The sequence below is a fragment of the Caulobacter sp. CCG-8 genome (genome assembly GCF_037402475.1).
Taxonomy (GTDB): Bacteria; Pseudomonadota; Alphaproteobacteria; order Caulobacterales; family Caulobacteraceae; genus Caulobacter.
In genome coordinates, this window is record NZ_JBBEUD010000033.1 from 1 (window position 1) to 18,892 (window position 18,892).

At 69.5% G+C, this 18,892-nt stretch carries 20 protein-coding genes; 11 read left to right on the forward strand and 9 right to left on the reverse strand.

The annotated features are described in order from the left end of the window. The first annotated feature begins 204 nt into the window (after positions 1-204). From WAE60_RS22725 to WAE60_RS22760, 8 genes are all read left to right on the forward strand, one after another. Complete coding sequence (locus WAE60_RS22725) at positions 205-759, forward strand: DUF924 family protein (RefSeq protein ID WP_337688992.1); 555 nt, start codon at positions 205-207, stop codon at positions 757-759. A gap of 204 nt (positions 760-963) precedes the next feature. Then, positions 964-1,806, forward strand: coding sequence for a thymidylate synthase (locus WAE60_RS22730; protein ID WP_337688994.1), 843 nt, complete (start codon positions 964-966; stop codon positions 1,804-1,806). Next, positions 1,803-2,231, forward strand: a complete 429-nt coding sequence (locus WAE60_RS22735; protein ID WP_337688997.1) for a PaaI family thioesterase — start codon at positions 1,803-1,805, stop codon at positions 2,229-2,231. The genes WAE60_RS22730 and WAE60_RS22735 overlap by 4 nt, the downstream gene beginning before the upstream one ends. Positions 2,232-2,298: 67 nt before the next feature. Beyond that, complete coding sequence (locus WAE60_RS22740; RefSeq protein WP_337688999.1) at positions 2,299-3,396, forward strand: hypothetical protein; 1,098 nt, start codon at positions 2,299-2,301, stop codon at positions 3,394-3,396. Between the two features lie 47 nt (positions 3,397-3,443). Further along, entirely contained in the window at positions 3,444-3,959 is a 516-nt protein-coding gene (locus tag WAE60_RS22745; RefSeq protein WP_337689001.1) for a dihydrofolate reductase, read from the forward strand. Next, on the forward strand, positions 3,959-4,351 hold the full coding sequence (locus WAE60_RS22750) for a hypothetical protein (protein WP_337689003.1): 393 nt from the start codon (positions 3,959-3,961) through the stop codon (positions 4,349-4,351). Before WAE60_RS22745 ends, WAE60_RS22750 begins: the two co-directional genes overlap by 1 nt. Before the next feature lie 181 nt (positions 4,352-4,532). Next, positions 4,533-5,444 (forward strand): SMP-30/gluconolactonase/LRE family protein, encoded by a 912-nt coding sequence (locus WAE60_RS22755; RefSeq protein WP_337689005.1) that lies wholly within the window; start codon positions 4,533-4,535, stop codon positions 5,442-5,444. A gap of 105 nt (positions 5,445-5,549) precedes the next feature. Beyond that, the gene (locus WAE60_RS22760; RefSeq protein WP_337689007.1) at positions 5,550-6,341 is read left to right on the forward strand and encodes an SDR family oxidoreductase; all 792 of its coding nucleotides are present in this window, start codon (positions 5,550-5,552) and stop codon (positions 6,339-6,341) included. A gap of 131 nt (positions 6,342-6,472) precedes the next feature. Here WAE60_RS22760 and WAE60_RS22765 read toward each other — a convergent pair whose 3' ends face one another. From WAE60_RS22765 to WAE60_RS22775, 3 genes are all read right to left on the reverse strand, one after another. Next, the gene (locus WAE60_RS22765) at positions 6,473-7,564 is read right to left on the reverse strand and encodes an NADH:flavin oxidoreductase (RefSeq protein ID WP_337689009.1); all 1,092 of its coding nucleotides are present in this window, start codon (positions 7,562-7,564) and stop codon (positions 6,473-6,475) included. 135 nt (positions 7,565-7,699) lie between these two features. Beyond that, positions 7,700-8,911 (reverse strand): acyl-CoA dehydrogenase family protein, encoded by a 1,212-nt coding sequence (locus tag WAE60_RS22770; RefSeq protein ID WP_337689011.1) that lies wholly within the window; start codon positions 8,909-8,911, stop codon positions 7,700-7,702. Positions 8,912-8,916: 5 nt separating this feature from the next. Continuing rightward, entirely contained in the window at positions 8,917-9,207 is a 291-nt protein-coding gene (locus tag WAE60_RS22775; RefSeq protein ID WP_029915593.1) for a putative quinol monooxygenase, read from the reverse strand. A 169-nt stretch (positions 9,208-9,376) separates the two neighbouring features. Here WAE60_RS22775 and WAE60_RS22780 point away from each other — a divergent pair, with 169 nt between their 5' ends. Next, the gene (locus WAE60_RS22780; protein ID WP_337689013.1) at positions 9,377-10,762 is read left to right on the forward strand and encodes a serine hydrolase domain-containing protein; all 1,386 of its coding nucleotides are present in this window, start codon (positions 9,377-9,379) and stop codon (positions 10,760-10,762) included. A gap of 7 nt (positions 10,763-10,769) precedes the next feature. Here WAE60_RS22780 and WAE60_RS22785 read toward each other — a convergent pair whose 3' ends face one another. Continuing rightward, complete coding sequence (locus tag WAE60_RS22785) at positions 10,770-11,075, reverse strand: hypothetical protein (RefSeq protein ID WP_337689015.1); 306 nt, start codon at positions 11,073-11,075, stop codon at positions 10,770-10,772. 141 nt (positions 11,076-11,216) lie between these two features. After that, a complete protein-coding gene (locus WAE60_RS22790; RefSeq protein WP_029915587.1) occupies positions 11,217-11,912 on the reverse strand; it encodes a DnaJ family molecular chaperone in 696 nt (231 codons plus the stop codon). Positions 11,913-12,283: 371 nt separating this feature from the next. Here WAE60_RS22790 and WAE60_RS22795 point away from each other — a divergent pair, with 371 nt between their 5' ends. Continuing rightward, positions 12,284-13,189 carry a hypothetical protein gene (locus WAE60_RS22795; protein WP_337689018.1) on the forward strand — a complete coding sequence of 302 codons (906 nt, stop codon included), beginning with the start codon at positions 12,284-12,286 and terminating at the stop codon, positions 13,187-13,189. A 40-nt stretch (positions 13,190-13,229) separates the two neighbouring features. On the opposite strand, the gene WAE60_RS22800 is transcribed toward WAE60_RS22795, so the two are convergent. The 3 genes from WAE60_RS22800 to WAE60_RS22810 form a co-directional block, all read right to left on the reverse strand. Beyond that, the gene (locus tag WAE60_RS22800) at positions 13,230-14,678 is read right to left on the reverse strand and encodes a GH1 family beta-glucosidase (protein ID WP_337689019.1); all 1,449 of its coding nucleotides are present in this window, start codon (positions 14,676-14,678) and stop codon (positions 13,230-13,232) included. A 142-nt stretch (positions 14,679-14,820) separates the two neighbouring features. Continuing rightward, a complete protein-coding gene (locus WAE60_RS22805; RefSeq protein WP_337689021.1) occupies positions 14,821-16,653 on the reverse strand; it encodes a DUF885 family protein in 1,833 nt (610 codons plus the stop codon). An 85-nt stretch (positions 16,654-16,738) separates the two neighbouring features. After that, complete coding sequence (locus tag WAE60_RS22810) at positions 16,739-17,479, reverse strand: SDR family oxidoreductase (protein WP_337689022.1); 741 nt, start codon at positions 17,477-17,479, stop codon at positions 16,739-16,741. A gap of 111 nt (positions 17,480-17,590) precedes the next feature. On the opposite strand from WAE60_RS22810, the gene WAE60_RS22815 reads away from it, so the two are divergent. After that, complete coding sequence (locus WAE60_RS22815) at positions 17,591-18,211, forward strand: TetR/AcrR family transcriptional regulator (RefSeq protein ID WP_337689024.1); 621 nt, start codon at positions 17,591-17,593, stop codon at positions 18,209-18,211. Positions 18,212-18,235: 24 nt separating this feature from the next. On the opposite strand, the gene WAE60_RS22820 is transcribed toward WAE60_RS22815, so the two are convergent. Next, complete coding sequence (locus tag WAE60_RS22820; RefSeq protein WP_337689026.1) at positions 18,236-18,844, reverse strand: FMN-dependent NADH-azoreductase; 609 nt, start codon at positions 18,842-18,844, stop codon at positions 18,236-18,238. Positions 18,845-18,892 lie beyond the last annotated feature (48 nt).

Here is an 18,892-nt window from a genome sequence, read left to right on the forward strand (position 1 = left end):
CCCGCGCCGGCGGCGTGCGCCGAGACCCCGCCCAGTAAGGACAGAACCACAGCCGTCGTGATCAGACGTTTCATTGCTTTCCAAGTGCTCCAAGGGGCCTTGCATCGGCCCTGTCGCTCATCCCTTGTAAGCAGTGTCGTCCTTGCTCGATGAACCGCGTTTGAACGACGCGATCCGTCGAACGCCGCCGCCGGGAGAGACTTGATGACCGCCAAACCACAGGACGTGCTGGGCTTCTGGACCGCCGCCGGACCCGACAAGTGGTTCGCCAAGTCCGACGCCTTCGACGAGGCCATCCGGCTGAAGTTCGAACCCGTCCACCTGGCCGCCGCGCGGGGCAAGTACGACGCCTGGGCGGATCAGGCCGAGGGCGCCCTGGCCCTGCTGATCCTGCTCGACCAGTTCCCCCGCAACCTCTACCGGGGCGGCGGCCACGCCTTCGCCACCGACGGCAAGGCCCGGGCGATCGCGGCCGCCGCCATCGCCGCCGGCCACGACAAGGCCGTCGAACCCACGCTGCGGCCGTTCTTCTACCTGCCCTACGAGCATTCCGAATCCCTGGCCGACCAGGAGACCAGCATCGGCCTGTTCGAGGGGCTGCTGAAGGACACCGGCGACGCCGACAGCCTGAAATGGGCCATCGCCCACCGCGACATCATCGCCCGCTTCGGCCGGTTCCCGCACCGCAACGCCGCCCTGGGCCGCACGACCACGGCGGCGGAACAGGCGTTCCTCGACGAGGGCGGCTTCGCGGGTTGAAGGAACACGCCTTCCCTCCCCCTTGTGGGGAGGGGGGACCAGCGAAGCTGGTGGGTGGGGTCTTCTGACTCATCAAACCCCACCCGACCCTGGCTCCGCCAGGGCCACCCTCCCCTCAAGGGGGAGGGACAAGTCTCCATCGGATGTGGATGAGTGCCTGTGCCGCACTGGATGGAAGGCTGATTCTGTCCCACCTTGGGGACCATGAACGCCATCGCGCCGATCCACGCCGAACAGGCTCCCGCCGACCATCCCGAGCGGCAGTACCTGAACCTGCTCGCCGACATCCTGGAGAACGGCGTCCAGCGCGGCGACCGCACGGGTACCGGCACCCTGGGGGTGTTCGGCCGGCAGATTCGTTTCGACCTGGCACAGGGCTTCCCGGTGCTGACCACCAAGAAGCTGCACCTGCGCTCGATCATCGTCGAGCTGCTGTGGTTCCTGAAGGGCGACACCAACGTGCGCTACCTGCAGGACAACGGCTGCAAGATCTGGGACGAGTGGGCCGACGAGAACGGCGACCTGGGTCCGGTCTACGGCAAGCAGTGGCGCTCGTGGGCCGCGCCCAACGGTCAGTCGATCGACCAGATCGCCAATCTGGTCGAAGGCCTGAAGACCAATCCCAACAGCCGACGCCACATCGTCAGCGCCTGGAACCCGGCCGACGTCGAGGACATGGCCCTGCCGCCCTGCCACTGCCTGTTCCAGTTCTTCGTGGCCGACGGCAAGCTGAGCTGCCAGCTCTACCAACGCAGCGCCGACGTCTTCCTGGGCGTGCCGTTCAACATCGCCTCCTACGCCCTGCTGACGATCATGGTCGCCCAGGTCGTCGGCCTTGAGCCAGGCGAGTTCGTCCACACCTTCGGCGACGCGCATCTCTACCTGAACCACCTGGACCAGGCCCGCGAGCAGATCCAGCGCGAGCCCAAGCCCTTCCCCACCCTGAAGATGGCCGACAAGCGCGACCTGTTCGCCTTCGAATACGAGGACTTCCAGCTGGAAGGCTACGAGGCCCACCCGCACATCAAGGCGGCGGTCGCCGTTTGACCTGGGCCACCGACCGGCTCGACCAGATCAAGGGCGGCGACGTCGTCCTGCCGCCCGTCGTCCAGACCCTGAAGCTGGGCGGCCTGGACGACTGGGGCGAGGGCTGGGTCCGCAAGACCTGGACGCCGGCCCCGGAACTGCTGAACGTCGACGGCTCGCTGTTCGGCGGTTACGTCGCCGCCCTGGCCGACCAGATCCTGGCCTTCGCGGCCATGACCGCCGCGCCCGCCGACGCCATGTTCCGCACCAGCAACCTGAAGGTCGACTTCATCCGGGTGGGCAAGGCCGAGGTCCTGACGATCGAAGGCCGCGTGGTCGCCCGGACCAAGGGCATGATCCATGTCGAGGCCGACTTCCGCCGCCCCGACGGCGAACTGATCGCCCGGGCCTCGGCCCAACAGATCGTGGTCCCGTTCGGCGCCTGACGGCGACCGCCGTCTTCCCGTGTCATGAACCTGTGGTAGAGCTTTCCACCTCAAGTGGGGGATGCTCATGCGGTTTCAGGTCTTTCGCGCACTGGCCGGCGCGCTTGTCGCGGCGCTGACCGTCTCGTCGGCCCAGGCCGCCGCGCCGCCGCCGGTCAGCCTGCGCTCGACCATCATCGTCCCGGTCATCCCGCAGGGCTGGTTCGTCGGGACCTATTCGGCCGACGGCCGCTCGGAGCTGGGCGAGATCACGCCCAAGGATCAAGGCGGCGCCGCCTATGTCGATCTGATCGGCTTCAGCGTCACGCCCGTGCCGCCGGGCGCCACCTTGGCGCAGGTGATGGAGGGCGTCCGCCAGTCCAAGAACGCGCGCTGCGCCGAGCAGAGCAAGCGCGTGGTCGTCGATCCCGCCCTCCCGGGCTGGGGCCAGATCATGGTCTACTGCCTGTCGCCCAAGGACGGCGACACCGTGCTGGAAATCAGCGCCATGGCCTTCCAAGTCCGCGACGACTACCTGTTCTCGACCTGGCGCGCCCGGCGCGAACCCGTGGCCAAGATGGCCGCCTTCATCAAGGCGCGCCAAGCCTCGAGCGCACCGATCACGGTCCAGCGCGAAGGCGCCTGGCGCTTCGACGAGACCGGGCTGGACAAGGCCGACCCCGGCTTGGCCGCCAGCTTGTACGGCGAACTGGCCAAGACCGAGATCTGCAATCTTTCGGCCGGCGAGATCTGCCCCTCGCTGCGCGCGCCGCCGGAGATCGCCGCGCCCACGATCGCCATGCTGCACATCGACGGCACGAACGAACTGACCATGCGCCAGACCATGACGGGCGCTGACGGCAAGCCGGTCAGCGAGATCGCCAAACAGACCCTGGCCGCCGTCAAGGACGGCTCGGCGGACAAGCCGTTCGAGACCCTGCAGGCGATCTCCCTGACCGATCACGACTGGTCGAGCGGCGCCGGTCTCGCCGCCGCCCTGGCCCAGCCGCTGGCGGGCGCGCGGTCGGGCGGCGGGACCCTGTCGGCGGTCGATCACGGGGCGAAGGCCGATCTGGCCACCCGGGGGCGGATGCAGGCCTATGTGGTCATGCTTTCCCGACTCGTCTGGCGGGCCGGCGTGACGCCCGAACGCGAGCATTTGGTGCTGACCGCTCCCGCCCGCTAGCGTCGACTCATCGACATCCTGCGGGGTTGGGGGCTAAGACAGGCCCCATGTCCGTTATCCTTACCGTCGGCCCTGTAGCCCGTTCGCTCAACGGCGTCATCGGCCGCGACAACGACCTGCCCTGGCGGTTGAAGTCCGATCTCCAGATCTTCAAGGCCTGCACGATGGGCAAGCCGGTGATCATGGGCCGCAAGACCTGGGACAGCCTGCCCCGCAAGCCCCTGCCCGGCCGGATGAACATCGTGCTGTCGCGCGACGGCTCGTTCGACCCTAGCCAGGCCGTGGTCTGCGAGAGCTTCCTGGAGGCCGTGCAGATGGCCAAGGAACAGGCGGCCGAGGACGGCGTCGACGAGGTCTGCGTGATCGGCGGCCGGGCCCTGTTCGAGACCGCCCTGCCCAAGGCCAAGCGCCTCTACCTGACCGAGGTCCAGGCGAAGGTCGAGGGCGACGTCAGCTTCCCCGCCTTCGACGAAGCGGCCTGGACGGAAGTGCGCCGCGAGGCGCATCCTGCCGGTCCGGACGACGACCACGCCTTCGTCTTTCGTGTGCTGGAGCGCCGATGATGCGTCAGCTGACCGCCCTGCTCTGCGTGCTGGCCCTGGGCGCGGCCGGAGCCGCATCCGCCGACGTCAGCCTGGGCCAGAGCGACAGCCTGGCGCGGGCCGCGGCCACCGACGTGGTGATCTTCAACGTGGTCAAGGTGCGGCTGCTGGACGGCGGCGAGGTCGCCAGCTGCCGGGTGTTCGGCCGGGCGATCCGGGCCGAGCGCGGCAAGCGCTTCAAGCCCCGCCAGTCCGTCCGCCTGACCGTGCCCTGCGCCATGGAGGGCGCCGACGCCTCGGACGCCACGCCCAAGTGGGTGGACCGCGAGGCCCTGGTCCGCTCGGCCCACGGCCGCGCCTTCCTGGGCGGCGACGGCGGCCTGATCGCCTATGAGCTTTATGATCTGAACTAGAGCCGGGGACACGCCCTTGGGGCGTGTCCCCAAGTCTTGGCTCCGTGACTGCCGATGGGGACACGCCGCAAGGGCATGTCCCCGTCCCGGACGCTGCCCCACCGGAAACTTGCCGCCACCTTCAAACGCCCGTTTACTCCCTGGGCGCGCCCGTCAGAGGCGCCGTCCCAGGGAGAGACGCATGCAGCTGGAACTCGTCGCCGAGGGTCTGCGGTTTCCGGAAGGCCCGATCGCCATGGCCGACGGCTCGGTGATCCTCACCGAGATCCAGGGCCAGGTCCTGACCCGGGTGCATCCCGACGGCCGCAAGGAGACCGTCGCCGAGGTCCCCGGCGGCCCCAACGGCGCGGCCATCGGCCCGGACGGGGCGATCTACGTCACCAACAACGGCGGCGCCTTCCAGTTCTTCGAGGCCAACGGCCTGAACATCCCCGGCCCCACGCCGCCGACGCACACGGGCGGCTCGATCCAGCGGGTCGACATCGCCACCGGGGCGATCACCACGCTCTACACCGAATGCGACGGCAAGCGGCTGGTCGGGCCCAACGACCTGGTGTTCGACAAGCAAGGCGGCCTCTGGTTCACCGACCACGGCTGCTCGACGCCCGAGGGCCGCAAGTACGGGGCGCTGTACTACGCCCTGGCCGACGGCTCGAAGATCACCCGCTGGCGCGACCACTTCGTCTCGCCCAACGGCGTGGGCCTCTCGCCCGACGAGAAGACGGTCTACATGGCCGACACCATGCTGGGGCGGCTGTGGTCGTTCGACGTGGCCTCGCCCGGCGTCCTGGCCGACCCCGCGCCCCTGCAGCCCGGCAACGTGGTCTGCAACCTGCCGGGCTACCAGCTGCTGGACAGCCTGGCGGTCGAGGCCGACGGCATGGTTTGCGTGGCCACGATCATCAACGGCGGGATCACCGCCTTCTCGCCCGACGGGACCACCGAGCACTTCGCCTTCCCGGACGTGATCGTCACCAACATCTGCTTCGGCGGGGCCGACATGCGCGACGCCTGGATCACGGCGTCGGGCACGGGCAAGCTCTACAAGGCCCGTTGGCCCAGGCCGGGCCTGAAGCTGAATTTCAACGCGTGATCGTCCTGATCGTGACTTGAATTCACAAGTCCAGGTCGCCGCGGCGGCGTAGTTTGGCGTCGTCGCGGGACCATCTGAGGCCTCGTCAGACAACGGAGCCCAGCCATGGACCTCAAACTGCAAGACAAGACCGCCCTGGTGACCGGCTCGACCGCCGGCATCGGCCTGGAGATCGCCCGCACCCTGGCCGTGGAAGGCGCCAAGGTGTTCGTCACCGGCCGCAGCCAGGCCAAGCTGGACGAGGCGCTGGCCGACATCCGCGCCTCGGGCGGAGACAAGGTCGAGGGCGTGCTCGCCGACGCCGGCACGGCCGACGGCGCCGCCGCCATCCTGAAGGCCGTCCCCAGCGTCGACATCCTGGTCAACAACCTGGGCATCTACGAGATGAAGGCGTTCGCCGACATCCCGGACGAGGACTGGCTGCACCTGTTCGAGGTCAACGTGATGAGCGGCGTGCGCCTGTCGCGCGGCTATTTCCCCGGCATGCTGGAGCGCGACTGGGGCCGGGTGATCTTCATCTCCAGCGAAAGCGGCCTCGCGATCCCGGGCGAGATGGTCCACTACGGCATGACCAAGAGCGCCCAGCTGGCCGTCGCCCGCGGCATGGCCCAGCAGACCAAGGGCACCGGCGTGACGGTCAATTCCGTCCTGCCCGGCCCGACCCGCGCGGCGGCCATCGCCGACTTCCTGAAAAGCGTGTCCAGCAACCCGGACGCCTCGACGGCGGAGCACGAGGCCGAGTTCTTCTCCAAGCACCGCTCGTCGTCGCTGCTGCAGCGGATGATCGAGCCGCAGGAGATCGCCAGCCTGGTGGCCTATGTCGCCAGCCCCCTGTCGGCGGCGACCAACGGCGCCTCGCTGAAAGCGGAAGGCGGGCTGGTGACGACGATCGCTTGACGATTGCTCCCTCCCCTTCATGGGGAGGGTGGACGCGAAGCGGACGGGTGGGGCCTGCTGACTCATCAAGCCCCACCCGACCCTGGCTCCGCCAGGGCCCCCCTCCCCACGAGGGGGAGGGAAAGCTCAGATCAGTACAGCACCCCCAGCGCCGAGCGCTCGAAGTTCTGCAGCTCGTCCGTCCGGCCCTCGTGGACCTTCACCACCCATTCGGGGTCCTGCAGGATCGCGCGGCCGACGCCCACTAGGTCGAACTCGTCGCGCTCCAGGCGTTCCAGCAGGCCGTCCAGCGAGGCCGGCTGGCTGCCTTCGCCGCCGAAGGCGGCGATGAATTCGCCCGACAGGCCCACCGAGCCCACCGTGATGGTCGGGGCGCCGGTCAGCTTCTTGGCCCAGCCGGCGAAGTTCAGGTCGCTGCCCTCGAACTCCGGCTCCCAGAAGCGGCGCTGGCTGCAATGGAAGATATCGGCCCCGGCGTCGGCCAGGGGCTGCAGCCAGGCCTCCAGCAGCTGGGGCGTCTCGGCGTTCTTGACCGCGTAGTCCTGCTGCTTCCACTGCGACAGGCGGATGATCACCGGATAGTCCGGGCCGACGGCGGCGCGGACGGCCTTCAGGATCTCGGCGGCGAACTTGCTGCGCTCGCCGATGGTGGGCCCGCCGAACACGTCGTCGCGGACGTTGGTGCCGTTCCAGAAGAACTGATCGATCAGGTAGCCGTGGGCGCCGTGCAGCTCGATGGCGTCGAAGCCCAGGGCCTTGGCGTTACGCGCGGCGTCGGCGAAGGCGGCGATGGTGTCGGCCACGTCCTCGTCGGTCATCGGCTCGGTGAACGGATTGCCGCCCGCCTTGGAGAGGCCCGAGGGGCTGTCGATCTTGCCCAGCACGTCCTTGCCCTTGGCCGAGCCCACGTGCCACAGCTGCGGCGCGATCAGGCCGCCGGCCGCGTGCACCTCGTCGACCACCTTCTTCCAGGCCGCCAGCTCCTTCTCGCCATGGAAGCGCGGGATGTTGGCGTCGTTCAGCGAGGCCGGCCGGGCCACGCCCGTGCCCTCGGTGACGATCAGCCCGACCTGGTTCTCGGCGCGCCGGCGGTAGTAGGCGGCCACGTCGTCGGTGGCCACGCCGCCGGGCGAGAACGACCGCGTCATCGGGGCCATCACCACCCGGTTGGGCAGCTTCAGCGACTTGAATTCGAACGGCTTGAACAGGGCGTCGAGGGCCATGGGCGGCTCCGGAGAAAACAGTTGTTTGAAAGCTTATGCGGTGGGTTTCGTTTCAAGACCATGCAGAAAAACTGAAACCAAGTTTGGACCGGCAAGACGCCCCCTCCGTCGGCTTCGCCGCCACCTCCCGCAGCGTCAGATCCCCAGCACCAGCTTGGTGATGATGTTCTTCTGGATCTCGCTGGAGCCCGCATAGATCGTGGTCTTGCGGTAGCTGAAATAGGCCGGGGCGACGGGGCCGGCGTAGTCGGGACCCGCGCGGCCGTCGTTGGTCGGGGCCCAGGTGTCGCGGACGAACGGCGCGGCGTAGCTTCCCACCGCCTCCAGGGCCAGTTCGGTGATCGCCTGCTGGGTTTCCGAACCGGCCAGCTTCAGCATCGACGAGGCCGAGCCCACCGTCTTGCCCGCCCCGCGCCCGGAGAAGATCCGCAGCTCGGTGGCGTTCAGCGACTCCACCGCGATCTCCAGCTCGGCGACCTTGCGGCGGAACTCCGGATCGTCGATCAGCGCCCCGCCGTCGTCGGCGCGCTCCAGGGCGGCCATCTTCTTGACCTTGCGCAGCATGTGCATCAGGCCCGGCGCGTAGGCGTTGCCGCGCTCGAACTCCAGCAGGTACTTGGCGTAGGTCCAGCCCTTGTTCTCCTCGCCGATCCGGTTGGCGACCGGCACGCGGACATTGTCGAAGAAGACCTGGTTGATCTCCTGCTCGCCCTCAGCCGGGCCGTCCAGGGTGGGCAGCGGCTTGATCTGGATGCCGGGCAGGGTCATCGGCAGCAGCAGGAACGAGATGCCCTCCTGCGGCTTGCCCTCGGTCGAGGTGCGCACCAGGCAGAACATCCAGTCGGCCCACTGGGCGTGGGTGGTCCAGATCTTCGAGCCGTTCAGCACGTAGTCGTCGCCGTCTCGCTCGGCCTTCATCTGCAGGCTGGCCAGGTCCGAGCCCGAGCCAGGTTCGGAATAGCCCTGGCACCACCAGATGTCGGACGACAGGATCGGCGGCAGGTGCTGGGCCTTCTGTTCGGGCGTGCCGAACGCCATGATCACCGGCGCGCACATCTTCAGCCCCATCGGCGAGGGGTTGGGCGTGCCGGCCAGCGACAGCTCCATGTTGAAGATGTAGCGCTGCGACGGCGTGAAGCCCGCCCCGCCCAGCTCGACCGGCCAGTCGGGCGCGGCCCAGCCCCGTTCGTATAGCTTCTTCTGCCACTTCACCTGGCCGGCCTTGTCGAGATAGCCGTTCTTCGACTGCGCCACCTTGCGGCGCAGGTCGTCGTCGAAGGCGGTGGCGATCCAGTCGCGGACCTCCTGCTGGAAGGCCAGGTCCTCGGGCGAGAAGGCGAGATCCAAGGTCCCTACTCCACCGCGTCCAGATATTCGATCTCGGGAGCGCCGGCCATGAACGGCCCCATGGCCGCGCCGGCGGCCTTGAAATAGTCGGTCCCGCCGTGATGCTTGAGCGCGTCCTTCGAGGCGTAGAGCTCCAGCACCTTGTAGACGCCGGCCTCGGCCCGGCTGCGGGTCAGCTGATAGACGAGGCAGCCCGGCTCGTTGGCCTTCACCTTGCTCTGCAGGTCCAGGAACACCTTCTCGAAGTCCGCCGCCTTGTCCGGTTGCACCTTCAGCACCGCCACCACGCCGATCATGTCGTCCTCCCGCGAACAGTTGTTTGAACCACTGTCCAGCAAGACGCCGCCGAGGGCAAGGGGCGCTCCCCGCGCGGCGCCGCTTGACAACCCAAGGTCGCGCCTATCGAAAATGGAGAAACCAGGGGGCCCCATGACATCGACGCGCCGAGACCACCTCCGCGGAGCCTTGGCGCTGGCCGCCGCGACGGCCATTCCGGTCGCCGCGTTCGCGGCCGACGCCCCGCCGATCGGCGTCTGGTCCGGGACGATGATCGCCGAAGGCCGCCCCTATCGTTCGAAGGTGACGGTGGCCGACGGGCGGGCGAGCCTGACCATCATCGACATGGGCGAGCTCACGATCGAGGCCAGCCGGTTCCAGTGGTCCGCCCCGACCCTGTCCCTCGAATGGAAGACCAACGACATCGCCTTCGAGGGCCGCCTTTCGGGTCCTGACGCGCTCGAGGGCGTCGTCACCCAGGACGGCCAATCCTATCCGATCACGTTCAGGCGCGGCGACCTGTTCAAGGTGGACCGGACGGTGCTGGCGCCGGGGCCGCTCACGGCGGCCCGGCTGACGCAACTGCACGCGATCTCCGGCGCCCCGGCCTTCGGAGCGGGCTGGGCGTTCAAGGGCGGCCCGGACAACGTGCTGGTCGAAGGCCGGCGCTCGACGGAAGCGGCGATCCCGGTCGCCGCCTCGGACCAGTGGCATATCGGCTCGGACACCAAATCGATGACCGCCACCCTGGCCGCGCGGCTGGTCGAGGCGGGACAGATCGACTGGACCGCCACCATCGCCCAGATCCTGGGTCCCCGCATCGGTTTCGACCCGGCCTACGGCCAGGCCAACCTGCTGCACCTGCTGTCGCACCGTTCCGGCCTGGCGCACGACGCGCCCGATCCCGACGCCCGGTTCAGCCGGCTGCCGCTGGCCGATCCGCGCGCCGAACGGTTGGCCTATGCGCAGGCGGCCCTGAAGCAACCGCCCCTGGCGGCGGTCGGCCAGGTCGAGAGCTACAGCAACGCCGGGTTCGTGGTCGCGGCGACCATGCTCGAGACGGTGACGGGCCGATCCTGGGAGCAGTTGATGCGCGAGCGGGTCTTCTCGCCCCTGGGCATGAAGAGCGCCGGCTTCGGCCCGCCCCAGGCCGGCCGCCCGCCTCGGCAGCCCCTGGGTCACGCCCGAGGCCTGGACGGCGCCCTGCATCCCGAGACCCGGCGCGACAAGGCCGACCTGCCCGTCGTCCTCGGCCCGGCCGGGCTGGCGCACGTCGGTCTCGGCGACCTGCTGACCTATCTGAAGGCCCATCGTGATCGCCCCGAGGCCTTCCTGAGCCGGGCGTCGTGGGAACGCCTGCAGACCCCGCCCTTCGGCGGCTACTCCGCCCTGGGCTGGGGCGTCGACGCCAACGGCAGCCTGGGTCACGTGGGGTCGAACGGCCTGTGGTGGGCGCACGTCTTCATCGACCGGCCGGCGGGCATGGTGTTCGCGGGCGTCCAGAACGCCGTCACGCCGGAGGCGCAGTCGGTGATGCAGCAGGCGTTGGAGGCGGCTCGGCTGAGCCGGGCCTAGGCGGGTCTCAGCGCCGCTCGTTCCAGCCGTAGGCCACCCAGGAGTGGCCGCCCATGTGGCGAGCTTCGATCAGGCCGGGATCGCCGCTGGGAGCGGCGGCGCGGGCGGAGGAGCGGCCGCGGAAGGCGAAGGCGGCCAGGCCCAGGAGCGCGGTGGCCATGAAGCCGATGACCACCAGAGTGGCGGCGAACACCACCGCGATCACGGCCGCGACGGCGACGGCGATCGAGGTGGCCACGGCGCCGGCCACAGTGGCCAGGCTGCGCCAAGCGATACCGGTAGCCTTGCCTGAAGAAGTGCCAACCGTCTCCATCGTCGTCCTCGCAGGCGTGCCCCGCCCTCGCAAATCAAGATGGGGCGACACTCGTGAACGTCAACTGAACACCCAGCGGATCGTTCCGCAAAATGAATTCCGCTCTAACCACGGCGAAATGACGGCTTAGTTCGCGGCCAACTAGTTCGCGGGGAGCCCGGCCAGTTCGCGGCGCTCGCGCATCACCGTCGAGAAGGCGGCGTTGATCGCGGCCGACTTGGCCTCGGCCACCTCGATGAACTCCAGCGGCAGGCCGCGGGCCCGGGCCCGGTCGGGGTGGGCTTCCGACATGGCCGAGCGCCAGGCCTGGTGCACCACCGCGTCGTCGGCGTCGGCCGGCACGTCGAGGATCCGGTACGGGTCGTCCGGCTCGGTCCCCACGTGGGTGGCGGTCAGGCGGCGGAAGGACAGGGGCGACATGCCGAACAGGTCGGCCACCCGCTCCAGATAGGCCAGCTCCTCCTGGGTCACCGCCCCATCGGCCTTGGCGATGTGGAACAGGCCGTCCAGCACGTCCTCGAGGATCTGCGGACACGTGCGGTAGCGCTTGGCCAGCCGCTTGGCGTAGCTCTCGAAGCCGTGCGTCGTCTGCCGCGCCAGGTCGTACAGGCGATGGATGTTGTTCTCCGACTCGGGGTCGGGGTGGAACACCTCGGCGAAGGCGGCGTACTCGTCGCCGTCGGCCGAGCCGTCGGCCTTGGCCAGCTTGGCCCCCAGGGCCGTGACCGCCGTCGAGAAGGCTGGGTCCTGGCCCGGCAGGCCGGGCGGACATTCCTGGCACTCGGCCAGGTCCAGCCGCCGCGCGGCGAGGGTTGCGATGTTACGCCAGAAGGTCATGGCAGCGACGACAGTCCAGAAGCGTGGCGGAGTGATGACGGCGGAGGCACGTCCCCGCCTCTCAACGGACCACGCTCCCTTTTCGCCTTCTAGCACAAAAACGCCGCGCCCCCACCCGGTCCTTGCTGCGGCGCACATTGAAACTTTGTAACGTGTGGAAGAACGGGCAATCTTCGCAACGCTCGGCTGCACACAGGAATCTTTGCCGCAAGAGGGAGCTTTTTGGCTTATCCGTTCGTTATGGCGCCGCTTGGCCGACCGCGGTGCAAAACATCCGGGCGCCACGCTCCGGTCCCAATGAGGCCGGAAATGCTCTATTCGAACGCGACCGACTCTCTCGAGCGACGCCCTACAAGAGGACTTCCGCCCGCATGGCGACCGCCTTCCTTTTCGCCCTGGCCCTGATCGCCCAGGACGCTCCCGTCTCCACCGCGCCGGCTCCGACCGCTCCTCCGCCCCGCACCACCCCGGCCGCCACGCCGCCGACGGACGACTACGGCTATGTCGGCTGGTGCTATGGCGCGCTGGGCGGCTATGTCGAGCTGTACGACAAGGTGATGCCGGAAGTGACCCGCATCGAGAAGACCTTCCCCGGCCCGGACGGCTTCGCCGCGGCCATGAAGGAATATCCGGCCATGCGCGACCAGGCCAAGAAGGACCTGGTGGTCTACCGCTCGGCCATCGTCGCGGCCGAGAAGGCCAGCCCCCGTCCGATCTCGGAATACGGCGCGGCGGCGATCAAGAAGGGCCATTCGGTCTGGGCCGGCGCCGACCAGGTCGAGAAGGCCCGCCTGGCCCAGGTGTGGATGAGCTGGAGCCCGCCCGGCGACTGCGAGACCCGCGCCAAGGCCCTGGAGACCAAGTCCAACCTGTTCGGCCAGGCCCTGAACTACAACGTCAAGAAAGGCGCCGCGCCCGCCGAAGCGGCCCCCGCTCCGGAAGCCGCGCCCGAGACCCCGCCCGAAGCCACTCAGGCGGCCGAGCCCGAGGCTCCGGCGCCGGTCGCCGAGACCCCCGCGCCCGTGGCCGAAGCCCCGGCCAAGCCCGCCGCGACCAAGGCTTCGACGGCCAAGCCCGCCCCGAAGCCGGCCACGACCAAGCCCGCCGCCAAGAAGCCGGCCGCGGACCTGCCGCCGATCGGCGCCAAGCCCGCCGCCATGCCGATCGCCGCCAAGGGCGAGATCATCATCGACCCCGCCGATCCCAAGCCCTGCGCCGGCACGCTGACCCCCGCCAAGCGCGGCGGCAAGAACGTGCTGATCTGCAAGGCGGACTGAACGATCGGGGACATGCGCCTGCGCGTGTCCCCGGCCGCGCCTACCCCGTCGGCAACGTCCCCGTCGTCGCCACCTGCTTGAACCAGGCGTAAGACGCCTTGGGCGTGCGCACGCCCGTGGTCCGGTCCATCGCCACCAGGCCGAATTTCGACGTGTAGCCGATGTCCCACTCCCAATTGTCGATCAGGGTCCAGGTGAAGTAGCCGCCGATCCGCGAGCCGGACTCCATGGCGCTCTTCACCGCCTCCAGGTGGCGGCGCAGGTACTGGCTGCGGAAGCCGTCGTCGATCACGGCCGGGCCGTTGCCGAACGGGTCCGAGCAGCCGTTCTCGGTGATCATCACCGGCGGGTTGCCGTAGTCGTCGCGGACCATCTTCAGCACCTCGGCCAGGCCCGACGGGTCGATCTGGCGTCCGAAAGCGTCGAGCTCGGCGCCCTTGGGCGGAGCGGCGGGCGCGATATGGCTGGGGCTGGCCAGGTCCAGTTTCACATAGGCCGGGGCGTAGTAGTTGACCCCCAGGAAGTCGATCGGCTGCCGGACGGTCTTCAGGTCGCCGTCGCGGACGTGCCCCTTGAGGAAGTCGTCCATCAGCCCCGGATAGGTCCCCTTCAGCAGCGGGTCCAGCCAGGCGCGGTTCCACAGGGCGTCCAGCCCGCTCGACGCCGGGCGGTTCCAGAACGCCGCCGCCCCGCCCGCCGGCCGGCAGGGCTGCAGCGCCTGGGTCGTGCCGATCTTGAGGTCGCCGTGGGCCGCCCGCAGGGCCTGGATCGCCAGCCCCTGCCCCAGGTTCATGTGGTGGGTGGTGGGACCCAGCAGGGCGATGTCCTTCAGCCCCGGCGCGTGCTCGCCCAGCACGTGGCCGAACACCGTGTGCACGGCCGGCTCGTTGAGGGTGATGAAGTGCTTGAGGCGGACGCCCATGCGCCCGGCCACGGCGGCGGCGTAGTCGGCGAAGCTCTTGGCGGTGTCGCGCGCGCTCCAGCCGCCCTTGTCCTGCAGGGCCTGGGGCAGGTCCCAGTGGAACAGGGTGGCGTAGGGCGCGATCCCCTTGGCCAGGCACGCGTCGACCAGCCGCTCGTAGTGGTCCAGGCCCGCGGCGTTGACCGTGCCCGACCCGGTCGGCAGCACCCGCGACCAGGCCATCGAGAAGCGGAAGGCCTTCAGCCCCGCCCCGGCGATCAGATCGACGTCCTCGGCGTAACGACGGTAGCTGTCGGTGGCGACGTCGGCGTTCGAGCCGTCCTTGATCTTGCCGGGCAGCTTCTCGAACGTGTCCCAGATGGTGGCGCCGCGTCCGTCGGCGGTGGGCGAGCCCTCGGTCTGGAAGGCCGCCGTGGCCACGCCCCAGACGAAGTCGCTGGGGAATTGCCGCGACTTGACGGTCGCCTCGGTCGGCCCGGCCCGCTCGCAGCCGCTCAGGCTCGCGGCGGCCGCCCCGCCCACGGCGAGCGCGCCCAGCGCCCGGCGGTTGATGCCCTTGTCGCCCACGTTCGCCCCCTTGTGCCCGCCGGGGATCGAACGCCCCCGTGCGGGAAGAGGATGGGGGTAAATCGATAGCTTTGGCTAGCTCCCCGGCATCCCCTGCTCCGCTCATCCCGGCGAATGCCGGGATGAGCGGATTTATGGGGCCTTAAACCGCGCGCCTACCCGCGATGTACGTGTCGATCACGCCCTCCAGTTCGGTCAGCGGGACGTTGCCGCCCATCACCACCGCGTCGTCGAAGGTGCGCAGGTCGAAGCGGCCGCCCAGCGCCGCCTGGGCCTTGCTCCGCAGGCGGACGATCTCGCTGTGACCCACCTTGTAGCCGCAGGCCTGGCCCGGCCAGGCGCAGTAGCGGTCCACCTCGCCCTGCACCTCCTCGCGGGTCGAGCCGTTGGTGGTGACGAACCAGTCGATGGCCTGGTCGCGGGTCCAGCGCTTGGCGTGGATGCCCGTATCGACCACCAGGCGGCAGGCGCGGAAGGCGATGGATTGCAGGTAGCCAAGCTGGCCCAGCGGATCGCCCTCGTAGACGCCCAGCTCGTCGGCCAGCTGCTCGGCGTACAGCGCCCAGCCTTCCGAATAGGCGTTGAAGGCCAGCAGCGAGCGGACCAGCGGCAGCTTGTAGGTGTACTCGCCCTGCCAGATGTGGCCCGGCAGGCCCTCGTGATAGGTCAGGGTCGGCAGGCCGTAGCGCGGCCACATGCCCGTGTCGCGCAGGTTGATGTAGTAGTTGCCGGGCACGGTCCCGTCGATCGAACCGGCCGCCGCATAGCCGCCCGGCGCGCCGTCCTGGATCTCGACCGGCACGCGCTTGATCAGCAGGTTGCCCGGCACCAGCGTCGCGAAGGCCTTGGGCAGGCGCGTGCGGATGTCGGCCACCCGGCCGTTCAGATAGGCCAGGATCTGGGCCCGACCCTCGTCGGTGTTGGGGAACAGGTTCTCGGGCTTCTCGCCCAGCGCCTTCATCCGCGCGCCGACGCTGCCCTGGGTCAGGCCCTGCGCCTTCAGCAGGCCGTCCATACGGGCGAACAACGCCTTCAGCTGCTCCTGGCCCATCTGGTGGACCTCGTCGGGCGTCATGCGGCTGGTGGTGCCGGCCCGCAGCGCCCAGGCGTAGTAGGCCTCGCCGTTCGGCAGCTTCCAGGCGCCGGCGTCCGACGTGGCCTTGGCGCGGTGGGCCAGCAGCTCGGCGATCTGGCGGTCCATGGCCGGGGCGATCTTGCCCTCGACGATGGCGGCGGCGCGGCGGGCGTGGTCGCCCGGGATGTCCTTGGCCTTCTTGGCCAGGCCGGCGACCAGACCCCAGTCGGCGATCGGCTGGGCGCGGGCGCCCTTCTGCTGCTTCAGCGTCTTGTCCAGCAGGAAGTCCGGCGCGATCACGCCCAAGGCGCCGTCGTGCTTCAGCCGCGCCGTCTCGCCGTCCAGCTGGGCGGCGTAGAGCTCCAGGCGATGCAGGTAGGACTCGACGTCGGCCGCATTGGCCACGCCGTGCAGGCTGTCCAGGAAGTCCGGCGTCTCGACGAACGCCCCGGTGTTCTGGGCCACCACATACGGCGCGTTGCGGTACGACCACTGCGACGACAGGCCGATGGCGTCGCCATAGGGGAAGTCGAAGCCCTCGACGGCCAGCTCGTGGGCTGTCTGGACGACGCCCAGGTCGAGCGCGGCGGCGGGGCTGAGGGTCTTGCGGTCGACCGCCTTCATCTTCGCGACCCGGGCCTTGGCGGCGGCGGCCAGCTTGGCCCGGCCCTCCAGCGAGCGGTCGGTCAGACTGGACTTCAGGGCGGCGCGCTTGTCCTTGTCCAGACCCAGGGCCGAGGCGTTCTCGGGATATTCCCGCATCAGGTCCTCGGCGACCTGGGACAGCAGGGCCTCGGCGGCGGCGTCGCCGGATGCGGCGGCGAGGGCCTTGCCCGTCGTCCCCAGGGCCAGGGTGGCGGCGCCCAGCGCCAGAACGTCGCGTCGATTGAACTGGCTCATGCTGGGTCTCCCGGATTCGCCGGGAAACCTAGCCGAGTTCGACGGGGACGCACACTCGCCGAGCCTGCGTCCCCGTTTCGGTCGTTTAGGCGTTGACGCCGCCGTCGATGGTCAGGCCCGCGCCGTTGATGAACCGGCCTTCCGGGCCGGCCACGAAGGCCACCAGGGCGGCGATGTCCTCGGGCTTGCCGTATTCCGGGATCGCCATCTGGGCGCGCAGACCGTCGGCCTGGGGTCCGCTGGCGGGGTTCATGTCGGTGTCTGTCGGCCCCGGATGCACGACATTGACCGTGATCCCGCGCGGACCCAGGTCGCGGGCCAGGCCCTTGGTCCAGCCGACCAGGGCCGACTTGCTCATGGCGTACATGGAAATGCCGGGGGTGAAGACGCGCTCGGCCAGGCAGCTGCCGATCGAGATGATGCGGCCGCCCTGCGGCAGGTAACGGGCGGCGGCCTGCGAGGCCACGACCACGGCGCGGACGTTGACGGCCAGGATCGCGTCGATGTCGTCCAGGGTCAGGCTCTCGATCGGCCCGCCGCGCGCCAGGCCGGCGTTGTTGACCAGGATGTCCAGCCCGCCCAGCGCCGCGGCGGCGTCGTCCACCGCCTGGCGCACGGCGGCCGGATCGGCGGCGTCCGCCTTCAGGGCGACGGCCTTGCGGCCGAGGGCCTCGATGCTCTTGACCACTTCGGCGGCCTTGTCGGCCGACCGTTCGTAGGTGATCGCCACGTCGGCGCCGTCCTGGGCCAGGCGCAGGGCGATGGCCGCGCCGATGCCCCGACTGGCGCCGGTGACCAGGGCGCGCTTCCCGCTGAGATCGCTCATATCGATTCCTTTCTGTGTCGATCGATACAGAAATACCTATGACCTTGTCGCCCCAGATCAAGGGCCTTATTTATCGATCGATACAGAATTCACGAAAGTTGCGATCTCACAATGGCGGAACGAGGACGACCGCGGGGTTTCGACCGCGACGCAGCCCTGGCCAAGGCGATGGAAGTGTTCTGGGCGCGCGGCTACGAGGGCGCGTCCATGAGCGAGCTGACGACCGCCATGGGCATCGCCTCGCCCAGCCTCTACGCGGCCTTCGGCTGCAAGGAGGCGCTGTTCGCCGAAGCCTTGGCCCTGTACGGGGCCACCGAAAACGAAGGGATCTGGGGCGGGCTGGAGACGGCCGCCACGGCGCGGGAGGCGTGCGAAGGCATGCTGGCGGCCTCGGCCCGCGCCTTCACCCGGCCCGACAAGCCGCCGGGCTGCATGGTGGTGCTGTCGGCCCTGCCCGGCGGCGACGCCAACGGGGCCCTGCGCGAGGCGCTGGTGCGCGGCCGGGCCGGCGCGATCGATCTGCTGGAAGCCCGGCTCCGGCGGGGCCAGGTCGAGGGCGACGTGCCGGCCGGAACCGATGTCCGGGCCGTCGCCACCTATCTGGCCACCGTCCAGCAGGGCATGTCGATCCAGGCCCGGGACGGCGCGACCCGGGCGACCCTCGAGGGGATCGTCCGGGCCACGATGGCGGGTTGGGACGGACTGATGGAAAGCCTCCGGACCGACGCCTAGCATCGGTCCGGCAAGCGTCGGCGGTTAGGCCGCCAGCTTGAGGATCTCGCCCTGGGCGGTCTCCAGCGACTTGCCGCGGGCTTCCTCGCCCAGGGCAACGCCCTCGGCGCGGATGAAGCGGATGTCGGTGACGCCCAGGAAGCCGAACAGGCCCTTCAGATAGGTCTCCTGGTGGTCCATGACGGCGGCGGGCGTGCCCTCGCCGTAATAGCCGCCGCGCGACGAGGCGATGATCACCGTCTTGCCGCCGGCCAGGCCCTCGGGGCCGTTCTCGGTATAGCGGAAGGTGCGGCCGGCCACGGCGACGCGGTCGATCCAGGCCTTCAGCTGGCTGGAGATCGAGAAATTGTACATCGGCGCGCCGATCACCACGATGTCGGCGGCCAGGAACTCGTCGATGGCGGCCTGGCCCGAGGCGATGTCGGCGGCGATCGCGGCGCTCTCCGGCGTCGCGCCCTGGCCGGCGGCCAGGTGGGCGCCCGTCAGGTGGTCCAGCGGCTGGGCGGCCAGGTCGCGATAGACGATGTCGAGACCGGTATGCTGGGCGGTCTGGGCGGCGACGATCGCGGCCGACAGCGTGCGGCTCACCGAGCCGGCGCCCAGGATGCTGGAATCGATGTGAAGCAGTTTCATGACCTTGGAACTCCGAAGCGCCCTATGGCGCGACGGGTGATTTAGGCC